13 protein-coding genes are annotated in these 16,244 nt (G+C 67.6%); 4 read left to right on the top strand and 9 right to left on the bottom strand.

Annotated elements, in window-relative coordinates:
• Positions 1–9: 9 nt before the first annotated feature.
• From nadC to nadA, 4 genes are read right to left on the bottom strand one after another with little or no spacing between them, the layout of a single operon-like run.
• Entirely contained in the window at positions 10–867 is an 858-nt protein-coding gene (gene nadC, locus KY493_RS01470; protein ID WP_255567962.1) for a carboxylating nicotinate-nucleotide diphosphorylase, read from the bottom strand.
• Positions 864–2,387: an L-aspartate oxidase gene (locus tag KY493_RS01465; RefSeq protein ID WP_370627364.1), complete on the bottom strand. Its 1,524-nt coding sequence runs from the start codon at positions 2,385–2,387 to the stop codon at positions 864–866. The genes nadC and KY493_RS01465 overlap by 4 nt, the downstream gene beginning before the upstream one ends.
• Complete coding sequence (locus tag KY493_RS01460) at positions 2,384–3,226, bottom strand: metalloprotease (RefSeq protein WP_219897242.1); 843 nt, start codon at positions 3,224–3,226, stop codon at positions 2,384–2,386. Before KY493_RS01460 ends, KY493_RS01465 begins: the two co-directional genes overlap by 4 nt.
• A 55-nt stretch (positions 3,227–3,281) precedes the next feature.
• Positions 3,282–4,361, bottom strand: coding sequence for a quinolinate synthase NadA (gene nadA / locus KY493_RS01455; RefSeq protein ID WP_219897241.1), 1,080 nt, complete (start codon positions 4,359–4,361; stop codon positions 3,282–3,284).
• A 175-nt stretch (positions 4,362–4,536) separates the two neighbouring features.
• Between nadA and KY493_RS01450 the strand changes: the two genes are divergently transcribed.
• Positions 4,537–6,876, top strand: a complete 2,340-nt coding sequence (locus KY493_RS01450) for an EAL domain-containing protein (RefSeq protein WP_219897240.1) — start codon at positions 4,537–4,539, stop codon at positions 6,874–6,876.
• A 12-nt stretch (positions 6,877–6,888) separates the two neighbouring features.
• Here KY493_RS01450 and KY493_RS01445 read toward each other — a convergent pair whose 3' ends face one another.
• A complete protein-coding gene (locus KY493_RS01445; protein ID WP_219897239.1) occupies positions 6,889–7,692 on the bottom strand; it encodes an SDR family oxidoreductase in 804 nt (267 codons plus the stop codon).
• A 133-nt stretch (positions 7,693–7,825) separates the two neighbouring features.
• On the opposite strand from KY493_RS01445, the gene KY493_RS01440 reads away from it, so the two are divergent.
• Positions 7,826–8,383 (top strand): SRPBCC family protein, encoded by a 558-nt coding sequence (locus KY493_RS01440; RefSeq protein WP_219897238.1) that lies wholly within the window; start codon positions 7,826–7,828, stop codon positions 8,381–8,383.
• 28 nt (positions 8,384–8,411) lie between these two features.
• Complete coding sequence (locus tag KY493_RS01435; protein WP_219897237.1) at positions 8,412–9,587, top strand: zinc-dependent alcohol dehydrogenase; 1,176 nt, start codon at positions 8,412–8,414, stop codon at positions 9,585–9,587.
• 55 nt (positions 9,588–9,642) lie between these two features.
• Here KY493_RS01435 and KY493_RS01430 read toward each other — a convergent pair whose 3' ends face one another.
• Genes KY493_RS01430 through KY493_RS01415 form a run of 4 tightly spaced genes read right to left on the bottom strand, consistent with a single transcriptional unit; the run spans position 9,643 to position 12,764 of the window.
• The gene (locus KY493_RS01430) at positions 9,643–10,170 is read right to left on the bottom strand and encodes a methylated-DNA--[protein]-cysteine S-methyltransferase (RefSeq protein WP_255567961.1); all 528 of its coding nucleotides are present in this window, start codon (positions 10,168–10,170) and stop codon (positions 9,643–9,645) included.
• Positions 10,167–11,264, bottom strand: coding sequence for a bifunctional transcriptional activator/DNA repair enzyme AdaA (locus KY493_RS01425; protein ID WP_255567960.1), 1,098 nt, complete (start codon positions 11,262–11,264; stop codon positions 10,167–10,169). The genes KY493_RS01430 and KY493_RS01425 overlap by 4 nt, the downstream gene beginning before the upstream one ends.
• Positions 11,265–11,294: 30 nt before the next feature.
• Entirely contained in the window at positions 11,295–12,410 is a 1,116-nt protein-coding gene (locus tag KY493_RS01420) for a hypothetical protein (RefSeq protein ID WP_255567959.1), read from the bottom strand.
• Positions 12,411–12,437: 27 nt separating this feature from the next.
• Complete coding sequence (locus tag KY493_RS01415; RefSeq protein WP_219897236.1) at positions 12,438–12,764, bottom strand: PadR family transcriptional regulator; 327 nt, start codon at positions 12,762–12,764, stop codon at positions 12,438–12,440.
• Between the two features lie 117 nt (positions 12,765–12,881).
• Between KY493_RS01415 and KY493_RS01410 the strand changes: the two genes are divergently transcribed.
• The gene (locus tag KY493_RS01410; RefSeq protein ID WP_219897235.1) at positions 12,882–16,238 is read left to right on the top strand and encodes a DNA methyltransferase; all 3,357 of its coding nucleotides are present in this window, start codon (positions 12,882–12,884) and stop codon (positions 16,236–16,238) included.
• Positions 16,239–16,244 lie beyond the last annotated feature (6 nt).

The raw sequence follows: 16,244 nt of genomic DNA, 5'->3' as shown, positions 1-16,244 counted from the left end.
CGCCCCGCTTCACAGGGCGTCCAGGCCGATGTCCAGCACCGGCGCGGAATGGGTCAGGGCTCCCACGGAGATGACGTCCACGCCCGTCTCGGCGATGTCCCGCACCGTGGTCAGATCGACGCCGCCGGAGGCCTCCAGCACCACACTCCCCGCCGTTCGCCGCACGGCCTCGCGCAGATCGCCCAGCGTGAAGTTGTCCAGCATGATCACGTCCGGCCCGACGCCCTCGGCGATCAGCGCCAGCGCCTCATCCAGCTGATCCAGCCCGTCGACCTCGACCTCGACCTTCATCAGGTGCGGCGCAAAGGCGCGGGCGCGCCGGACCGCCTCGCCCACTCCGCCGCAGACCGAGACGTGGTTGTCCTTGATCAGGATCGCGTCATCCAGACCGAAGCGGTGGTTGATCCCGCCGCCGCAAGCCACCGCATGCTTCTCCAGCGCGCGCAGGCCGGGCGTGGTCTTGCGGGTGTCGGCGATACGCGCACCTGTGCCCCGCACAGCCTCAACATACGCCCGCGTCAGGGTCGCCACGCCGCTGAGCCGCCCCAGCAGATTCAGCGCCGTGCGCTCGGCCGACAGAAAGGCGCGCGCGTCCGCCTCGACCTCGGCCAGCACCGCGCCGGGCTCGAACGCGTCGCCGTCACACAGGCGCAGGTCGATGGACGCGGCCGGATCCATCGCCCGCACCGCCAGCCGCACGCAATCGATCCCGGCCAGCACCCCCGCCTTGCGGGCGGCGAACGCCGCTCGCATTCGCGCCCCCTCCGGGATGCAGGCCATGGCGGTCATGTCGCCGGCCCGGCCGAGGTCCTCGGCCAGAGCCATGCGCACCACCGGCTCGATCATCAGGTCGGGCAGCGTCCTCATTCCGCGGCCTCCAGAACCCGCGCGGCGTGCGGAGCCTCCATCCGGCTGTGTCGCGCCTCGACATCCGTGTCCGGGAAATCGGCGCGATAGTGCCCGCCGCGGCTCTCCTCCCTGGCCAGCGCCGCCTGGGCGATCAACCGGGCGGCGGTCAGGACCGGCGCTCCCGGCGCGCGGGGCTCGATCTGGGCGATCAGCGACAGCAGCCGCTCCAGCCCTGCCCGCGTGCGCTCCACCCCCGCATGCAGCGTCATCGCCTCGCGCAGGGCCTGAAGGTCGGCCGAATCCAGCTCCGACCCGATCCGCGCCGGCAGCGGCGGCTCGCCGCCGGTCTCGCGCGCCGCCGCCACGCCTGCCCTGCGCCCAAACGCCGCCGCTTCCAGCAGAGAGTTGGACGCCAGCCGATTGGCGCCGTGCACGCCCGTCGCCGCGCACTCGCCGACCGCGAATAGGCCCGGTGCGGCCGTGCGGCCCTCGGCATCGGCCGCGATCCCGCCCATGTGATAATGGCAGGCGGCCATCACCGGGATCGGGCTGACGCGCGGATCGAGACCGTGGCGCATGCAGGCGGCGAACACGGCCGGAAAGGCCTGCGGAAACTCGCGGCCCACGGCTCGTCTCGCATCCAGGAAGGCGCCGCGCCCCTCGATCCGCGCCCGGTGCACCGCCCGCGCCACCACGTCGCGCGGCTGCAGATCGGCGTCCTCGGCCTCGCCCAGCAGGAAGCGCCCCTCCCCATCCACCAACCGCGCGCCCTCGCCGCGCAGAGCCTCGGTCGCCAGCGGCGCGGGATCGAGACCCACGTCCATGGCGGTGGGATGAAACTGAACGAATTCGGGATCGAGGATGTCCGCGCCCGCCTCATAGGCCAGCGCCATGCCTTCGCCCTTCAACGCGGCGGGCGTGGTCGTGGCGGAGAACAGACCGCCCGCGCCGCCGGTCGCCAGCACCACGGCGCGCGCGACCACCTCGACCCGCCGTCCGTCGCGCGCGACTGCTGCGCCGACGACCCGGCCGGAGGCGTCCTTGAGCAGGGCCTTCAGCGATCCGTCTTCCCACACCTCGATCAGCGGCTGGGCGCGCACGGCGGCGGCGACCGCCGACAGGATCGCCCGCCCCGCGCCGTCGCCGCCGACTCGCGCCACCCGGGCGACCGAGTGGGCCGCTTCCAGGCTGACGGCGAAGCCGCCGCGCCCATCGCGGTCGAACGGCGCGCCCAGCGACGCCAGCCACTGCACGGTGGCGCGCCCGGCCTGCGTCAGTTGCAGGGCGGCGCCTGCGTCCACCAGGCCCGCGCCCGCCGCCGCCGTGTCCGCCGCATGCAGTTCGGCGCTGTCCTGCGCCGTCAGGGCCGCGGCGATGCCCCCTTGCGCCCAGGCCGAGGAACAGCCGCTCAGCAGCGGCTCGGGCGTGACAACCAGCACGGATGCGCCCGCCCGCGCCGCCTCCAGCGCGGCGGACAGGCCGGCCAGCCCGCCGCCCACGATCAGGGGGCCGTCATGCCGGATGCGGTTCATGCTCAGCGCACTCCCAGATAGCTGAGGCCAAGCCGGATCGCCTCGCCCGCATCGCCTTCAGTCATGGGCAGCAGGGCGCCCACGGCCGCGCCGGCGCACAGGGCGGCGGTCGCCAGATACAGGGCGAGGCTGCGTCCCGCCTCCGGCCAGCTCAGCGTCCCCCAGGCCGGCCGCCACACGCCGCGCTTCAAATGGCTGAACACCGCCAGGCCGAGAAAGGCCGCCAGGATGAAGCGACCGGTCGTCAGCCCCCACCAGACCACGGCGATCCCGATCACTAGCAGCACCAGCTGTTCGAGCCGAGGGTGCACCCGCGTCAGCACCGGCCCCAGCGCCTTGGACCCGTCCAGCGGCGGCGCGGGCACCAGGTTCACCAGGTTCAGCATGGCGATGAAAAAGGCGCCCATCAGCCACTCGCCTTGCCCCGTCGCCATCCACACGCCCACGAACGGGATCATGGCCAGCAGGCCGAACGCCGGCCCGGCCAGCGACACCAGCACGCCATGCCATTCGCTTTCCGGCTCGCGTCGCGCCTTGGCCAGGCCGCCCAGGAAGGGAATGATATAGATGCGCGCCGGACCCATGCCGAGGCCGTTCATCACCAGGGCGTGCCCGGCCTCGTGCACGAACAGGCCGATCAGCACCGCGCCGGCCACGATGACGCTGCCGGTCACCCACCACAGGAAGGCCGCCATCAAGCCTGTCGACAGCAGGGCCCAGACCAGGCTCTGGTCCTTGTCCTCCGGCGTTGCCGCGACAGCGGTCGGCGCGGGATCCGCAGAACGAGGCTCGGGCCGAGGGTCCCAGGGACCCGGTTGGCGGATGGGGGTGTCGGTGTCGCTCATGGCGTTCCAATTGGGCGCGGCGGCCGGCCGATACGAAGCGGCCGAACGCCGCGTCTCAGATCAGCTCCACCGCGACGTGGTGGCGCGCGCGCACCAGATCGTAGCGGGCCGGGATGGTCGGCGGCGGCAGGTCGATCATCCGCTGCACCGCCAGTCGTCCGCGCTCGGCCACGTCCTCCGGCACCGTCACCTCGAATTGCATGTGACGCAGGCAGTCGCGGATGTTGAGCAGGGTGATCCGCTTCATGTGCGGGCACATGTTGCACGGGCCGATGAACTGGGTGCCCGGCGCATCGGCCGCGACGTTTGACGCCATCGAGCATTCGGTGATCATCACCACCTGCCGGGGCCGGCGCTGCTCCACATAGTCGCTCATCGCCGCGGTCGATCCGGCGAAGTCGGCGGCCGACAGCACCTCTTCCGGGCACTCGGGGTGCGCCAGGATCTCGGCCTCGGGCCAGGCGGCGCGCATCTCGGCGATGTCGGCGGCGGTGAAGCGTTCGTGCACCTCGCAGCGGCCCTTCCAGGCGATGATGCCCACGCTCGTCTGCGCCGCCACGTTGCGGGCCAAAAACTCGTCGGGGATCAGGATGACGCGGTCGACGCCCCACTCCTTCGCCGCCCACTCCACCACCTGCACCGCGTTGGCCGAGGTGCAGCAGATGTCCGTTTCGGCCTTCACGTCGGCGGTGGTGTTGACATAGGTCACGACCGGCAGGCCCGGATAGCGCGCCTTGATCAGCCGCACGTCCGCCCCCGTCACCGATGTCGCCAGCGAGCAGCCCGCCAGCGGATCGGGGATCAGCACCGTCTTGTCCGGGTTCAGGATCTTGGAAGTCTCCGCCATGAAGTGCACGCCCGCCTGCACGATCACCCGCGCATCGGACCGCGCCGCCTCCTTGGCCAGGCCCAGGCTGTCGCCGACATAGTCGCCCACGCCATGGAAGATGTCCGGCGTCATGTAGTTGTGCGCCAGGATCACGGCGTTGCGCTCGCGCTTCAGCGCATTGATCTCGCTGATCAGGGCGGCCTGCGCCGGCCACTCCAGCGGGGTGACATGGTCCTTCACCTTGGCCCAAACGCCGGCGGTTTCCCGCTCCAGCGCCTTTGTCATCCCGAACGCTCCGTCCGCCATCGCTTGCTCCAGACCTTATGCTCACATTCAGCATAAGCAGGCGCAATGTAGGCCGATCACGGAGCGACGCAAGCGGTTCCACGCTCACGACCGCTGCGGACGGAAGAGACGCGAGCTTCACAATCTTGCAATCTTTGGTTGTTTATCTTGATCAATGTAATCGGGGGATTGCATCATGTTCAACATCATCGACTGCGTCTGGAACCAGCACGATCTGCGTCTGGTCGCGCTTGCCGCCGCCATCTGGCTGGTCGGCGGTCTCGCCTTTTTTCTGCTGCTGAGCCGGGCGGGCGACAGCGGCCCGGCTCGCCGCGATCAGTGGGTCGCCGTGGCGGCCACCGCCGGCGGCGTCGGAGTGTGGAGCACCCACTTCGTGGCCATGCTCGCCTATGACGGCGGCATGCCGATGAGCTTTGGCCCGTCCCTGACCGTCCTGTCTGTGGCGGTGGCGGTCGGCATGTTCTGGATCGCGCTGCGGGTGTTCATGGCGCAGCCCTCGCCGGCGGGGCGTCTCGGGGCCGGCGTGCTGTTCAGCCTGGGCGTCGCGGCGATGCATTTCACCGGCATGGCGGCGGTCCAGGCGTCCGCCCGCCTGCACTACGACCTTGAACAGATCGCCGTAGCGGCCCTGCTGGGCGCCGCGCTGATCAGCGCCGCCTTTCATGTGTTCGCGCAGTTGCGCGGCCCGGCGCGCATCGGCGTCCCTGCGTTGCTCAGCCTGCTGGGCATCTGCGTGATGCACTTCATCGGCATGTCGGCCACGACCCTGATCCCCGACCCCACGGTGGCGGGGCCGCAGGGCGGGGTCAGCCGGGTGTGGCTGATCGGGGCCATTGTGGTCGCCGCGACCCTTTTGATCCTGCTGACGGCGGCGGCGGCCTTTATCGACCGGTGCCTGACCGACCTGCGCGGTCTGACCGAAGCCTCGCTGGAGGGGCTGATGATCGTGCGCGACGGCCGCATCCTGGAAGTCAACGCCCGCTTTGCCGCCCTTAGCGGACGCAAGCCGGCGATGCTGCTGGGCCAACCGGCCGACGCGGTGCTGACCGTCTCATCCGCCGATGGCGTGTCCTCGATCGGCGCCGCCCCAATCGAGGCCGCCCTGCCCCGACCCGACGCCGAGCCCAGGATCGTCGAGGTTTGCGCCCACACCGTCGAATATCGAGGCCGCGAGTGCCAGGTGCTGGCCGTGCGCGACCTGACCGAGAAAAAGGAAGCCCAGCGCCAGATCGAACATCTGGCGCGTCACGACGCCCTGACCGACCTGCCCAACCGCGCCCTGCTGGAGGAAAGGCTGGAGCACGCCGTCGCCTGGTCGCGCCGCACGCGCGATCCGGTGGCCGTGCTGGCGCTGGACCTCGACCGGTTCAAGGCCGTCAACGACATCTTCGGCCATGCCGAGGGCGACCGCGTCCTGTGCCGGGTGGCCGAAATCCTGCGATCGTGCACCCGCACCGTAGACACCGTCGCCCGCATCGGCGGCGACGAGTTCGTGATCGTCCAGGTCGGCGCGGCCCAGCCGGAAGGGGCCAAGATTCTGGCGGACCGCATCCTCTCTACCTTTGCCGCAGAGATGGACGTGACGCGCGATCCGATGGCGGTGGGCGTCTCCATCGGCGTGGCGGTCTATCCGGACGACGCGGGCGATCCCGACACCCTGCGCCACGGCGCGGACGTGGCCCTTTATCGCGCCAAGCAGGCCGGGCGCGGGGCGGCGCGCTTTTTTGACCAGCAGATGGACGCCGAGGTCCGCAACCGCCGCAACCTCGAACACGACCTGCGTCACGCCATTCTGCGCCGCCAGCTGCACGTCGCCTATCAGCCGCTGGTCTCGACCACGGGCGGGACAGTCGCAGGCTACGAGGCCCTGCTGCGCTGGAAGCATCCGGTAATGGGCGAGATCAGCCCGGAGGTCTTCATTCCGATCGCCGAGGACACCGGCTCCATCGTGGCCCTGGGCGAATGGGTGCTGCGCGAGGCCTGCCGCACGGCCGCGACCTGGCCGATCGACTACGCCGTATCGGTCAATGTCTCGACGGTGCAGTTCCAGGTGGCGACCCTGCCTGACCTGGTGGCGACGGTCCTGGCCGAGACCGACCTGCACCCATCGCGGCTGGAGCTTGAGATCACCGAGTCGGTGCTGATGAAGGACCGCGCCGCCGCGCTCCACACGCTGAACCGGCTAAAGGCCTTGGGCGTGCGCATCGTCATGGACGACTTCGGCACAGGCTATTCGTCGCTCAGCAACCTGCAGAGCTTTCCGTTCGACAAGATCAAGATCGACCGCAGCTTCATCGGCGCCATCGAGGACGACGAAGCCGCCCGCTCGATCATCCGCGCCATCGTCGGTCTGGGCCGCAGCCTGAACCTGCCGGTCGTGGCCGAGGGCGTGGAGACCGAGGCCCAGCGCCGCATGGTCTCCGACGAGGGCTGCCCTCAGGCGCAGGGCTTCCTGTTCGGCCGCCCCGGCTCCGCCCCGGTGTTCCCGGAGCGAAGCGAGGCCCAGGCCGCTTGAGTCAGGCGCGGCTTAGTTCTTGCCCGAGCCGGGCTCCGCCATGCCGCGGTGCATTTCGGCCAGGGCGGTCTGGGGCGTGACCGCCGCCATGGCCGCCTGGATCTTGTTCTTCAGGCCCGCCACCACGTCGCCGTCGCCGCGCTTCATGGCTTCGTAGCCGGTCTTGGCGACATCGGCCGGATCGGACTTGTCCTTGCTCTGGCCCACCGAGGTGTCGAGCATGTCGGCGCGTTCGAAGAACTCTGTGTCCACCGGACCCGGCATCAGCACGGTGACCGACACGTCCGTCTCCTTCAGCTCGTTGCGCAGGGCAAAGGAGAAGCTGTCCACAAAGGCCTTGGTGCCATTGTAGACCGCCTGGAACGAGCCCGGCATCAGGCCCGCGATGGAGCCGGTCAGCAGGATCTTGCCGCGCCCGCGCGTCCGCATCTCGGCGCCGACCTTGTAGAGCAGGCGGATGGTGCCGGTGATGTTGGTGTTCACGACATGCATGATGTCGTTCCAGTCCTGGTCCAGGAAGGCGTGACCCAGGCCATGCCCGGCGTTGGCGGCCAGGGCGTCGATCGGGCGGCCGGCGGCGGCGGCGTAAAGCTCATCCACGGCCTCGACCTTGGACAGGTCCAGCTGCAGGGCGGTGACTTGGACGCCGAGGGCCTCCAGCGACTGCTTGGCCTCGACGATGGCGGGCTGGTCGGCGGCGATCAGCAGGTCATAGCCGTCCTGGGCGAACAGCTTGGCGAGTTCATAGCCGATGCCGGACGAGGCGCCGGTGACAAGGGCGAGGGGGCGGGCGGTTTCGGCGGACGTGACGGCCATGGCGGGGGCTCCGGGCGAGTTTGGGTCGCCTTCTCAAGCCCCGACATGACGGTCGGTTCCGCTTGAACCCACGACAAGGCGGCAGGGAACGATCCGGACTCCGAAGGCTTGTTTTGAGCCTCAGGAGGACCTCATGGCCAACGACCCCATTTCGACGGACGCCGACGTGGCGTCCACCAACTTCATCGACAAGGACCAGCACGAGGGCGAGCACAGCGCCTCCTCGATCCAGGCGGTGATGATCAACAAGCCGCGTGAGGAGCTTTACGCCTTCTGGCGCGATTTCGGGAACCTGCCCGCCTTCATGCCGAACGTGAAATCGGTGCAGCAGACGGACGCCAAGCACACCCGCTGGATCATCGACGGCCCCGGCGGCAAGGATGTCGAACTCGACAGCGAGATCGTCGAGGACATTCCCGGCGAGAAGATCGCCTGGCGCGGGACCGAGGGTTCCGACCTCGACCACGAAGGCTGGGTGTCGTTCAAGGACAATCCCCAAGGTCGCGGCGTCGAGGTCCGGGTCTTCATCAGCTACGACCCGCCGGCCGGCAGGCTCGGCAAGATCGTGGCCAAGGTCATGCAGCGCGAGCCGCGCGTCCAGGCCCGCCGCGAACTGCGCCGCTTCAAGCAGCTGATGGAAACCGGCGAGGTCTCGACCTCGCAAGCCCCCGCCGCCGCGCCGCGCGGCTGATCCCACCCCTTCAAGAAAGAACAATCGCATGCGCGCACTCACCTGGCACGGCAAGCACGACGTCCGCGTGGACACGGTTCCGGATCCCGAGATCGTCAATCCGCGTGACGCCATCATCAAGATCACAGCCACCGCCATCTGCGGCTCGGACCTGCACATCTACGACAGCCAGATTCCGTCCATGGTCAAGGGCGACATCCTGGGCCATGAGTTCATGGGCGAGGTGGTCGAGGTCGGTCGCGGCAACACCAGCCTGAAGGTCGGGCAAAAGGTGGTGGTGCCCTTCGTCATCGCCTGCGGCTCCTGCTTCTTCTGCGGCAAGGAGCAGTATTCGGCCTGCGACAACTCCAATCCGGCCGACAAGTCCGACATCTCCGAGACCGCCTACGGCTATCCGGTGGCCGGCCTGTTCGGCTATTCGCACATGACGGGCGGCTATGCGGGCGGCCAGGCCCAGTACGCCCGCGTGCCCTATTCCGACATCGGCCCCATCGTCATCCCGGAAGGCATTCCGGACGAAAAGGTGCTGTTCCTGTCCGACATCTTCCCGACCGGCTGGATGGCGGCCGAGAACGCCCAGATCGAGCCCGGCGACACAGTGGCCGTCTGGGGCTGCGGACCCGTCGGTCAGTTCGTGATCAAGAGCGCGATCCACATGGGCGCCGCCCGCGTCATCGCCATCGACCACCAGCCGGCGCGTCTGGCGCTGGCCAAGGCCAACGGCGCCGAGGTCCTCAACTACCACGAGGTCAAGGTCCGCGAGGCGCTGAAGGAGATGACCGCCGGCATCGGCCCCGACGCCTGCATCGACGCGGTCGGCATGGAGGCGCACGGCTTTGCGCCCGACAACATCATCGACGCGGTCAAGCAGGAGACCAAGCTCGGCACCGATCGCCAGCACGTCTTCCGCGAGGCCATCATGGCCTGTCGCAAGGGCGGTCGCGTCTCGGTGCCCGGCGTCTATGGCGGCATCGGCGACAAGTTCCCCCTCGGCGCTTTCATGGAAAAGGGCCTGACCATCAAGACCGGTCAGACCCACGTCCAGAAGTACCTGCCGCACCTGCTCGAGCTGATCATGGACGGCAAGATCGAGACCACCGACATCATCAGCCACCGCCTGCCGCTGGAAGAGGCCCCCACCGGCTACAAGAACTTCCACGGCAATCCCAACGAATGGCGCAAGGTCATCCTGTCGCCGCACTAAGGCATGGCTTCGGCCTGCAAGAACAGGCGGCGAGGGCTGAGGCCCTCGCCCCTTTCTATGGGCGCGTCCTGGCCGCGCGTTCATGCTCCAACAGCCAGCGCTTGCGCTCCACCCCGCCGGCGTAGCCGGTCAGGGCGCCGCCCGCGCCGATCACCCGGTGGCACGGCGTGACGATCCCGACCGGATTAGCCCCGTTGGCCAGCCCCACGGCCCGCACCGCCGTCGGCTGGCCGATGGCCGCGGCCAGCTGGCCGTAGCTGCGCGTCTCTCCGGCCGGAATCTCCCGCAGGGCCGCCCAGACACGGCGCTGGAAGTCGGTGCCGCCGGTCACAACGGTCAGGCCGTCGAACGCCCGGAGGTCGCCGGCGAACCAGGCCTCCAGCGCCGCGCGCACCGGCTCCGGCGTCTCGCCCTCGACCAGCTCCACCTCGCCATAGTGTCGGATCAGCAGCCGTCGCAGCCGGTCCTCGTAGTCGTGGAAGTCGAGCGCCCGCAGCCTTCCATCCGCATCCGTCGCCGTCAGTACCTGCCCGATCGGACTGTCCAGCCGACCCAGGGTCAGCCGCATCGGTTCGCCTTTCATCTCGCCTCTCCCATCTCCGTCGCCGCCCGCCAGTAGAGGGCGCCGTACGCCCGCCATGGCCGCCAGACTTCCGCCCGCGCCAGCAAGGCCGGATCGTCCGTGCACAGCCTGTCACTCGCCAACCCTTCGTGCAGAATCCAGTCGCCGGGCGGACGCAGCCCCGGCCGCTGTGTCATCGCCTTCGCGAGCACCGGATCGACCGACAGGTCGCGCGCGATCGCCTCCGGATCAGCGGCCAGGTCGAACACGCGCCGCACCCGCGCCAGCACCCCCGGCAGCGCCTTCAGCGACGACAGCTCGACCGAAACGACCAGCCGGTCCCCATCGCCGTCCCGCACGGCGACCTCGCCCTCCGCGCCGTCGATCTCGACGCCGAGCCTGCGCGTCCACACCCCGCCCTGCACCGTCTCGTCCTCGTTGTCCCGCCGCGCCAGCGCCGTCATCATCGCCGCGACATCATAGGGCGCGCGGTAGCCGAGGCTCAGCGTCAGTCCGCCGGACGGCGTCCGCTCGCCACGTCGCCGCAGCGCCGAGGGCGGCCGACCGTACAGGGTCTTAAAGGCCTCGTTGAAGCGCCGCACGCTGCCGAACCCCGACGCCAGCGCCACGTCGGCCATCGACAGGTCGGTGTCGTGGATCAGCGTCTTGGCCAGCAGCACCCGGCGCGTCTGGGCCACGCTGACCGGGGCCGCGCCCAGATGCTGACGAAACAGCCGGCGCAGGTGCCGACCGCCGACACCCAGCCGGGCCGCCAGCCCCTCGGCGTCGCCGTCGTCCAGCGCCCCCGCCTCGATCAGGGCCATGGCTCGGCTGACGGTGCTGGCCGATCCGCGCCACGCCGCCATGTCGGGCGCCGTCTCGGGCCGGCAACGCAGGCAGGCCCTGAGCCCCGCCGCCTCCGCCGACGCGGCGCTGAGGTGGAACACCACGTTCTCGCGCCGGGGCGTCCTGGCCGGGCACACCGGCCGGCAATAGATCCCGGTCGAGACCACGCCGGTGAAGAAGCGGCCGTCGAAGCGGGCGTCCCGCGCCGTCAGCGCCCTCCAGCAGGTTTCGTCGTCCAGGGTCATGCGCCACAGGATGACCTTGCCCACGTCGTCTGTCTCGCGGTTTTCGGACGTGGATCAGCAGCCCTGGCGCGCGTCCCGGCCGGTGAACAGCCGGGTCGCGGCTCTGACGATGCGCCAGTACTCTCCGACGAAGCTGCCGGCCACGGTCATCATGATGATCGCCGCGATGACGCCCTGACCGGTCGAGAAGGCGTCCGTCACCCGCGTCACGAACGCCGGGATCGTGTCGACCCGGATCAGCGGCGACAGCGGCGACGCCAGCCACACCCAGCCGGCGAAGACCAGGCCCGCCGTGGCGAACACGATGTCCCCGATCGCCGTCAGCCGCACCGGCGACCCCGTCGCCGCCCGCAAGAGATCAAAGGCGATCCGCGCCGCCATATAGGCCAGCACCGGCCAGTAGGACAGGGCGACTAGGTCGCCGATCAGCCGGCCGAAATCGACGCCGTCCATGACCCCGCCGCCCAGCGCCTCCGGCCGGATCGAGGCGCCCAGCAGGCCCGTCCACCACAGCAGCGCCACGCTCCACCCCACCGCGCTGGCCACCGCTCTCGCGGTCGGCGACATGGCCGCCGGCCGGGTCGCGACGGGCGTCGTCGCGCCATTGCGCCCCCGCTCGCAGGCCTTGGCCAGTTGCTCGCTCCAGGCGTCACCGCTCAGCCCGCCCAGTTCGAACAGGCCCAGGTCCTGCACCCGCCAGTGGGTCAGAAAGCGCGGCTTGTTCGCCTGCCGCTCGATGATGAAGCCGGCGATGGTCAGAAAGCCCACGATCATCACCGCGCCTTCCAGCAGTCCATGCAGCCCTTGGGTGATCGCCTGACCGACGGTCACGTCGCCGACGATGCTGCGCACCACCACGCCGACCAGGGTGATCGCCGCCAGCACCGCCAGCCCCGCCTTCACCCCGAACAGCCACCAGGGATAGAGTTCGGCTCCCACCAGCCCCTGCGCTTCGCCATAGCGACCGGCGACCGCCAGGGGATGGCCGAAGTCGCGCAGCACCGCCTCCTCCTCGGCCTCGTTCAGCGGCCGGCCCAGCTCGGCTTCCCGCGCCTCCATCCGCGTCATCAGCAGGTCGCGCAGCTCGGCTGTGATGTCCTCGCGCTTGGCCGTGGGCAGCTGCGCCGCCACGGCCCTCAGATAGCGTTCGGTCAGGTTCAGTGCGTTCATGATCGGTCCCTCCTCCGGCCCGGATATTCAAAGGATGCGCGTCAGGGAGGCGCTGATGCGCCGCCACTCGTCCGCCAGTCTGGTCAGCATCGCCTCGCCCTGCGGCGACAGCCGGTAGAAGCGCTTCTTCCGCTTCTCCTCCTCGCGCCATTCGCTGAGCAGCAGCCCCTGCCCCTCCAGCCGGCGCAGCAGCGGATAAAGGGTGCTTTCCTCCATCTCGATGCCGTCCTCGGCCAGGGCGACGCGCAGCGAATAGCCATATTGCTCGCTTCTGAGCCTCGCCAGCACGGCCAAGATCAGCGACCCCCGCCGCAGCTCCAGCCGCAAGCTCTCAAACAGATCCGCCTCGCCCATCGAAGCCGCTCCTGATGCGTCACATAGTGTGCGGCACACAGTATGCCGTGTTTTACCCGCCTTAACCATCACTCTTTCATGGAAGGTCAGCAGATCGCATATCCAGCGGGGGCGGGCTTGGACGTCGAAGCGTTTATCAGGCGCTGGAGCATGGCGCGCGGCGGTGCCGAGCGCGCCAACTATCAGATGTTTCTGACCGAGCTGTGCGAAGCCCTAGGCCTTCCAAGGCCCGACCCGGCCAGCGACGACACCCATTCCAACGATTACGTATTCGAGCGCGCGGTAAAGCGGCGCGAATCCGAAGGCTTAGCGTCCACCCTGCGTATCGACCTGTACAAGCGCGGGTCATTCATACTGGAGGCCAAGCAGTCGCGCCTTGCTTACCGAGGCGAGGCGCAAGCCTCTCTGTTTGAAGCAGACGAAGCCGAATCAACCGCCGCATCGCAAGGCAAATGGGACGTGCTGATGCGCAACGCCCGCCGCCAAGCGGAGGACTATGCCTTTCGCCTGCCCGCCGATCATCCCGCACCGCCGTTCATCATCGTCTGCGACGTGGGCTATGTCTTCGAAGTCTACTCCGACTTCTCGGGTAGCGGCCGTGCTTACTCCCACTTCCCAGACCGCAAGGGCTTTCGCATTCAGCTGGAAGATTTGCGCGATCCCGCCGTGGTCGCACGACTGAGGGCGATCTGGACCGATCCGCAGTCGCTCGATGCTACCCGCGAGTCGGCTCGCGTCACACGTCAGATTGCCGAGCGGCTGGCAGCTGTCTCACGTCGGCTCGAACGCAAGCACCCGGCGGAAGAGGTCGCACATTTCCTAATGCGCTGCATCTTCACCATGTTCGCCGAGGACGTGGACCTGCTGCCGAAGGGCAAGTTCACCGCCCTACTAGAGGAATGCCTCGACGGTCCTGACAGCTTTGCACCTCTGCTGCGTGACCTTTGGAAAAGGATGGACGATCCGATCTATGACAACCGCTTCTTCTCGGGCTTCAAGACCTACCTGAAACATTTCAACGGCAACCTCTTCAAGGACGCGCAGGCCTTCCCGATGGCGCGGGAGGAGATCGGCGAGCTTCTCGCCGCTTCGAAGCACGACTGGCGCTACGTAGAGCCCGCCATCTTCGGCACCCTGGTCGAACAGGCGTTGGAGCCGTCGGAACGGCGCAAGCTCGGCGCTCACTATACGCCTCGCTCCTACGTTGAACGCCTAGTCGAGGTGACCGTGATGGAGCCCCTGCGCGCCGACTGGAACGCCGCTCTGGTTAAGGCTGGTGACGCCCGCGAGCGTAAGGAACCGAAGGAGGCGGTGGCCGCCGTCCGCGCCTTCCATCACCAACTCTGCATCACCCGCGTGCTGGACCCCGCCTGCGGCACCGGCAACTTTCTTTATGTGTCGCTGGAACTGATGAAGCGATTGGAGGGCGAGGTGCTGGAGGCATTGGCCGAACTCGGCGAGACCGAGGGCATCGGCTTCGAGACCGTCGATCCGCACCAGTTCCTCGGCATTGAGCTGAACGTCCGCGCCGCGGCCATCGCCGAACTGGTGCTGTGGATCGGCTATCTGCAGCAGCACTACCGCAACCGCTCCGAACACCCGGCCGAGCCGATCCTCAAGGCCTTCGGCAACATCCAGCAGAAGGACGCCATCCTGACTTGGGAGGGCTATCCCGAGCTGCAGTTCGAGATGAAGGACGGAGCGGCGGTCCAAATTTTTCCAAATGCACGACGGCCGGATTGGCCGGAAGCGGAGTTCATCGTGGGAAACCCGCCCTTTGTGTCCAACAGAGATATGAGAGGCTTGCTAACCGATGCCTATGTAGACCAACTAAAGCCCATCTATCCTGAATTCAGCCAAGCAGCCGATTTGGTGATGTTTTTTTGGATTACAGCCGCATCCTACTCGGATAGTGTACGCCGTATTGGCTTTGTTTCGACATCCCGGATTCGATTGAAACAGAACAATGCAGTATTGCGAAATGCGCTTTCCAACACTTGGTTCGTTCGATTTGCGGTCCCTGACCACGATTGGCCGGCAGACAAGGATGGAGCTAAGGTCCGAGTCGCATTTGCAGCGGTCGATCGATCTCGAGGACCTTCGGCGCTGGTATTTGCGCCGGACCACAATGCCGTCGGTGGCCGCACTTTCGGAGGTGCCGAATACACGACCCATGTCGTAGACTATATCTCGCCGCAGTTGTCCGCCGGTCACGACCCCAGCCAAATGGCTGCACTACTCAGCAACGAAGGCATGTGTCATGCTGGGGTGAAGCCGTACTCGCGGGAGCTTCATATTGATGGGGCAGTGCGCGAACACCTTCTTCCGAATTTAGACGATCAGGCGCGCTATGCGCCGAAGATCATGAACGGCCACGACGTTGGTCAATCTTGGCGCGGCCTTTATGTCATTGATGTTAACGAATTAACAGAGCGCGATCTTCGGACTGATCTACCGACACTGTTCGGCTACATTCTTGAGAAAGTGAAACCTAGGCGCGCTCTCGAGCGAAACCCTCGCCTGCGCTCCGAGTTCTGGAAATTCGAGGCAAACCGTGCGGCAATGAGGGCAGGGATCGCCGACCTCGAGCACTATGTGGTGACGCTGGAGAACTCCCCACAACGCTATTTTACAACCTTGTCAAAGGGTATTCTCCCGGACCAAAAGCTACGCGTCTTCGTCAGTTCAGACATGGCGTTGCTGGCTGTCCTGTCATCGCAGTTCCACGAACTCTTCTCCGTCGAATTTGGGGGCAGAGCCGGCAAAGCGAATACGCCGGTTTATAACACGGATTGCTTCGCCAAATTTCCCTTTCCCATCCTTTCCGGCACCATCCGGGAGACCCTCCGCGACCTTGGTCAGGAGCTCGACGCCACGCGCAAGACCGTACAGGCCGAGCATCCTGACCTGACCTTGACCGGTCTCTACAACGTGCTGGAGAAGGTCCGCGCCGTGAGGCCGCTCGATTCAAAGGACGAGGACGTCAAGGATCGCGGCCGGGTCTTGATCCTCAAGAACCTGCACGACCAGATCGATCAGGCTACCGCCGACGCCTACGGCTGGCCGCACAACCTGACTAACGAACAAATCCTGGAAAAGCTCGTCGGCCTGAATACCGAGCGCGCGGCCGAAGAGGCCGCCGGCCATGTCCGCTGGCTGCGCCCCGACTATCAGATTCCCCGCTTCGCCCGGGGAGCCGCTGCCAAGACAGGTGACCTGGCCTTGCCGCAGAACGTAGTTGCCATCGACAATCGCTTGCCGCTCTTCCCGAAGGACAAGGCGGAGCAACCATTGGCCATCCGAGCGGTTCTGGAAGGCGCGGGCCGTCCTTTGGACACACCCTCCGTCTCGCGGTCATTCAGAAGCGGCGGCAAGCGTATCGAACCGCGTGTTGCGCAGGCCATAGGCACTCTTGTCCGCTATGGCTGGATCACGGCTCTCCCAAACGGCACCTACGCCGCCCGCGCCGCCTAGACCCGT

The sequence above is a fragment of the Brevundimonas sp. PAMC22021 genome (assembly GCF_019443405.1).
Classification (GTDB): Bacteria; Pseudomonadota; Alphaproteobacteria; order Caulobacterales; family Caulobacteraceae; genus Brevundimonas.
This window is presented reverse-complemented; position numbering and strand designations above follow the sequence as displayed.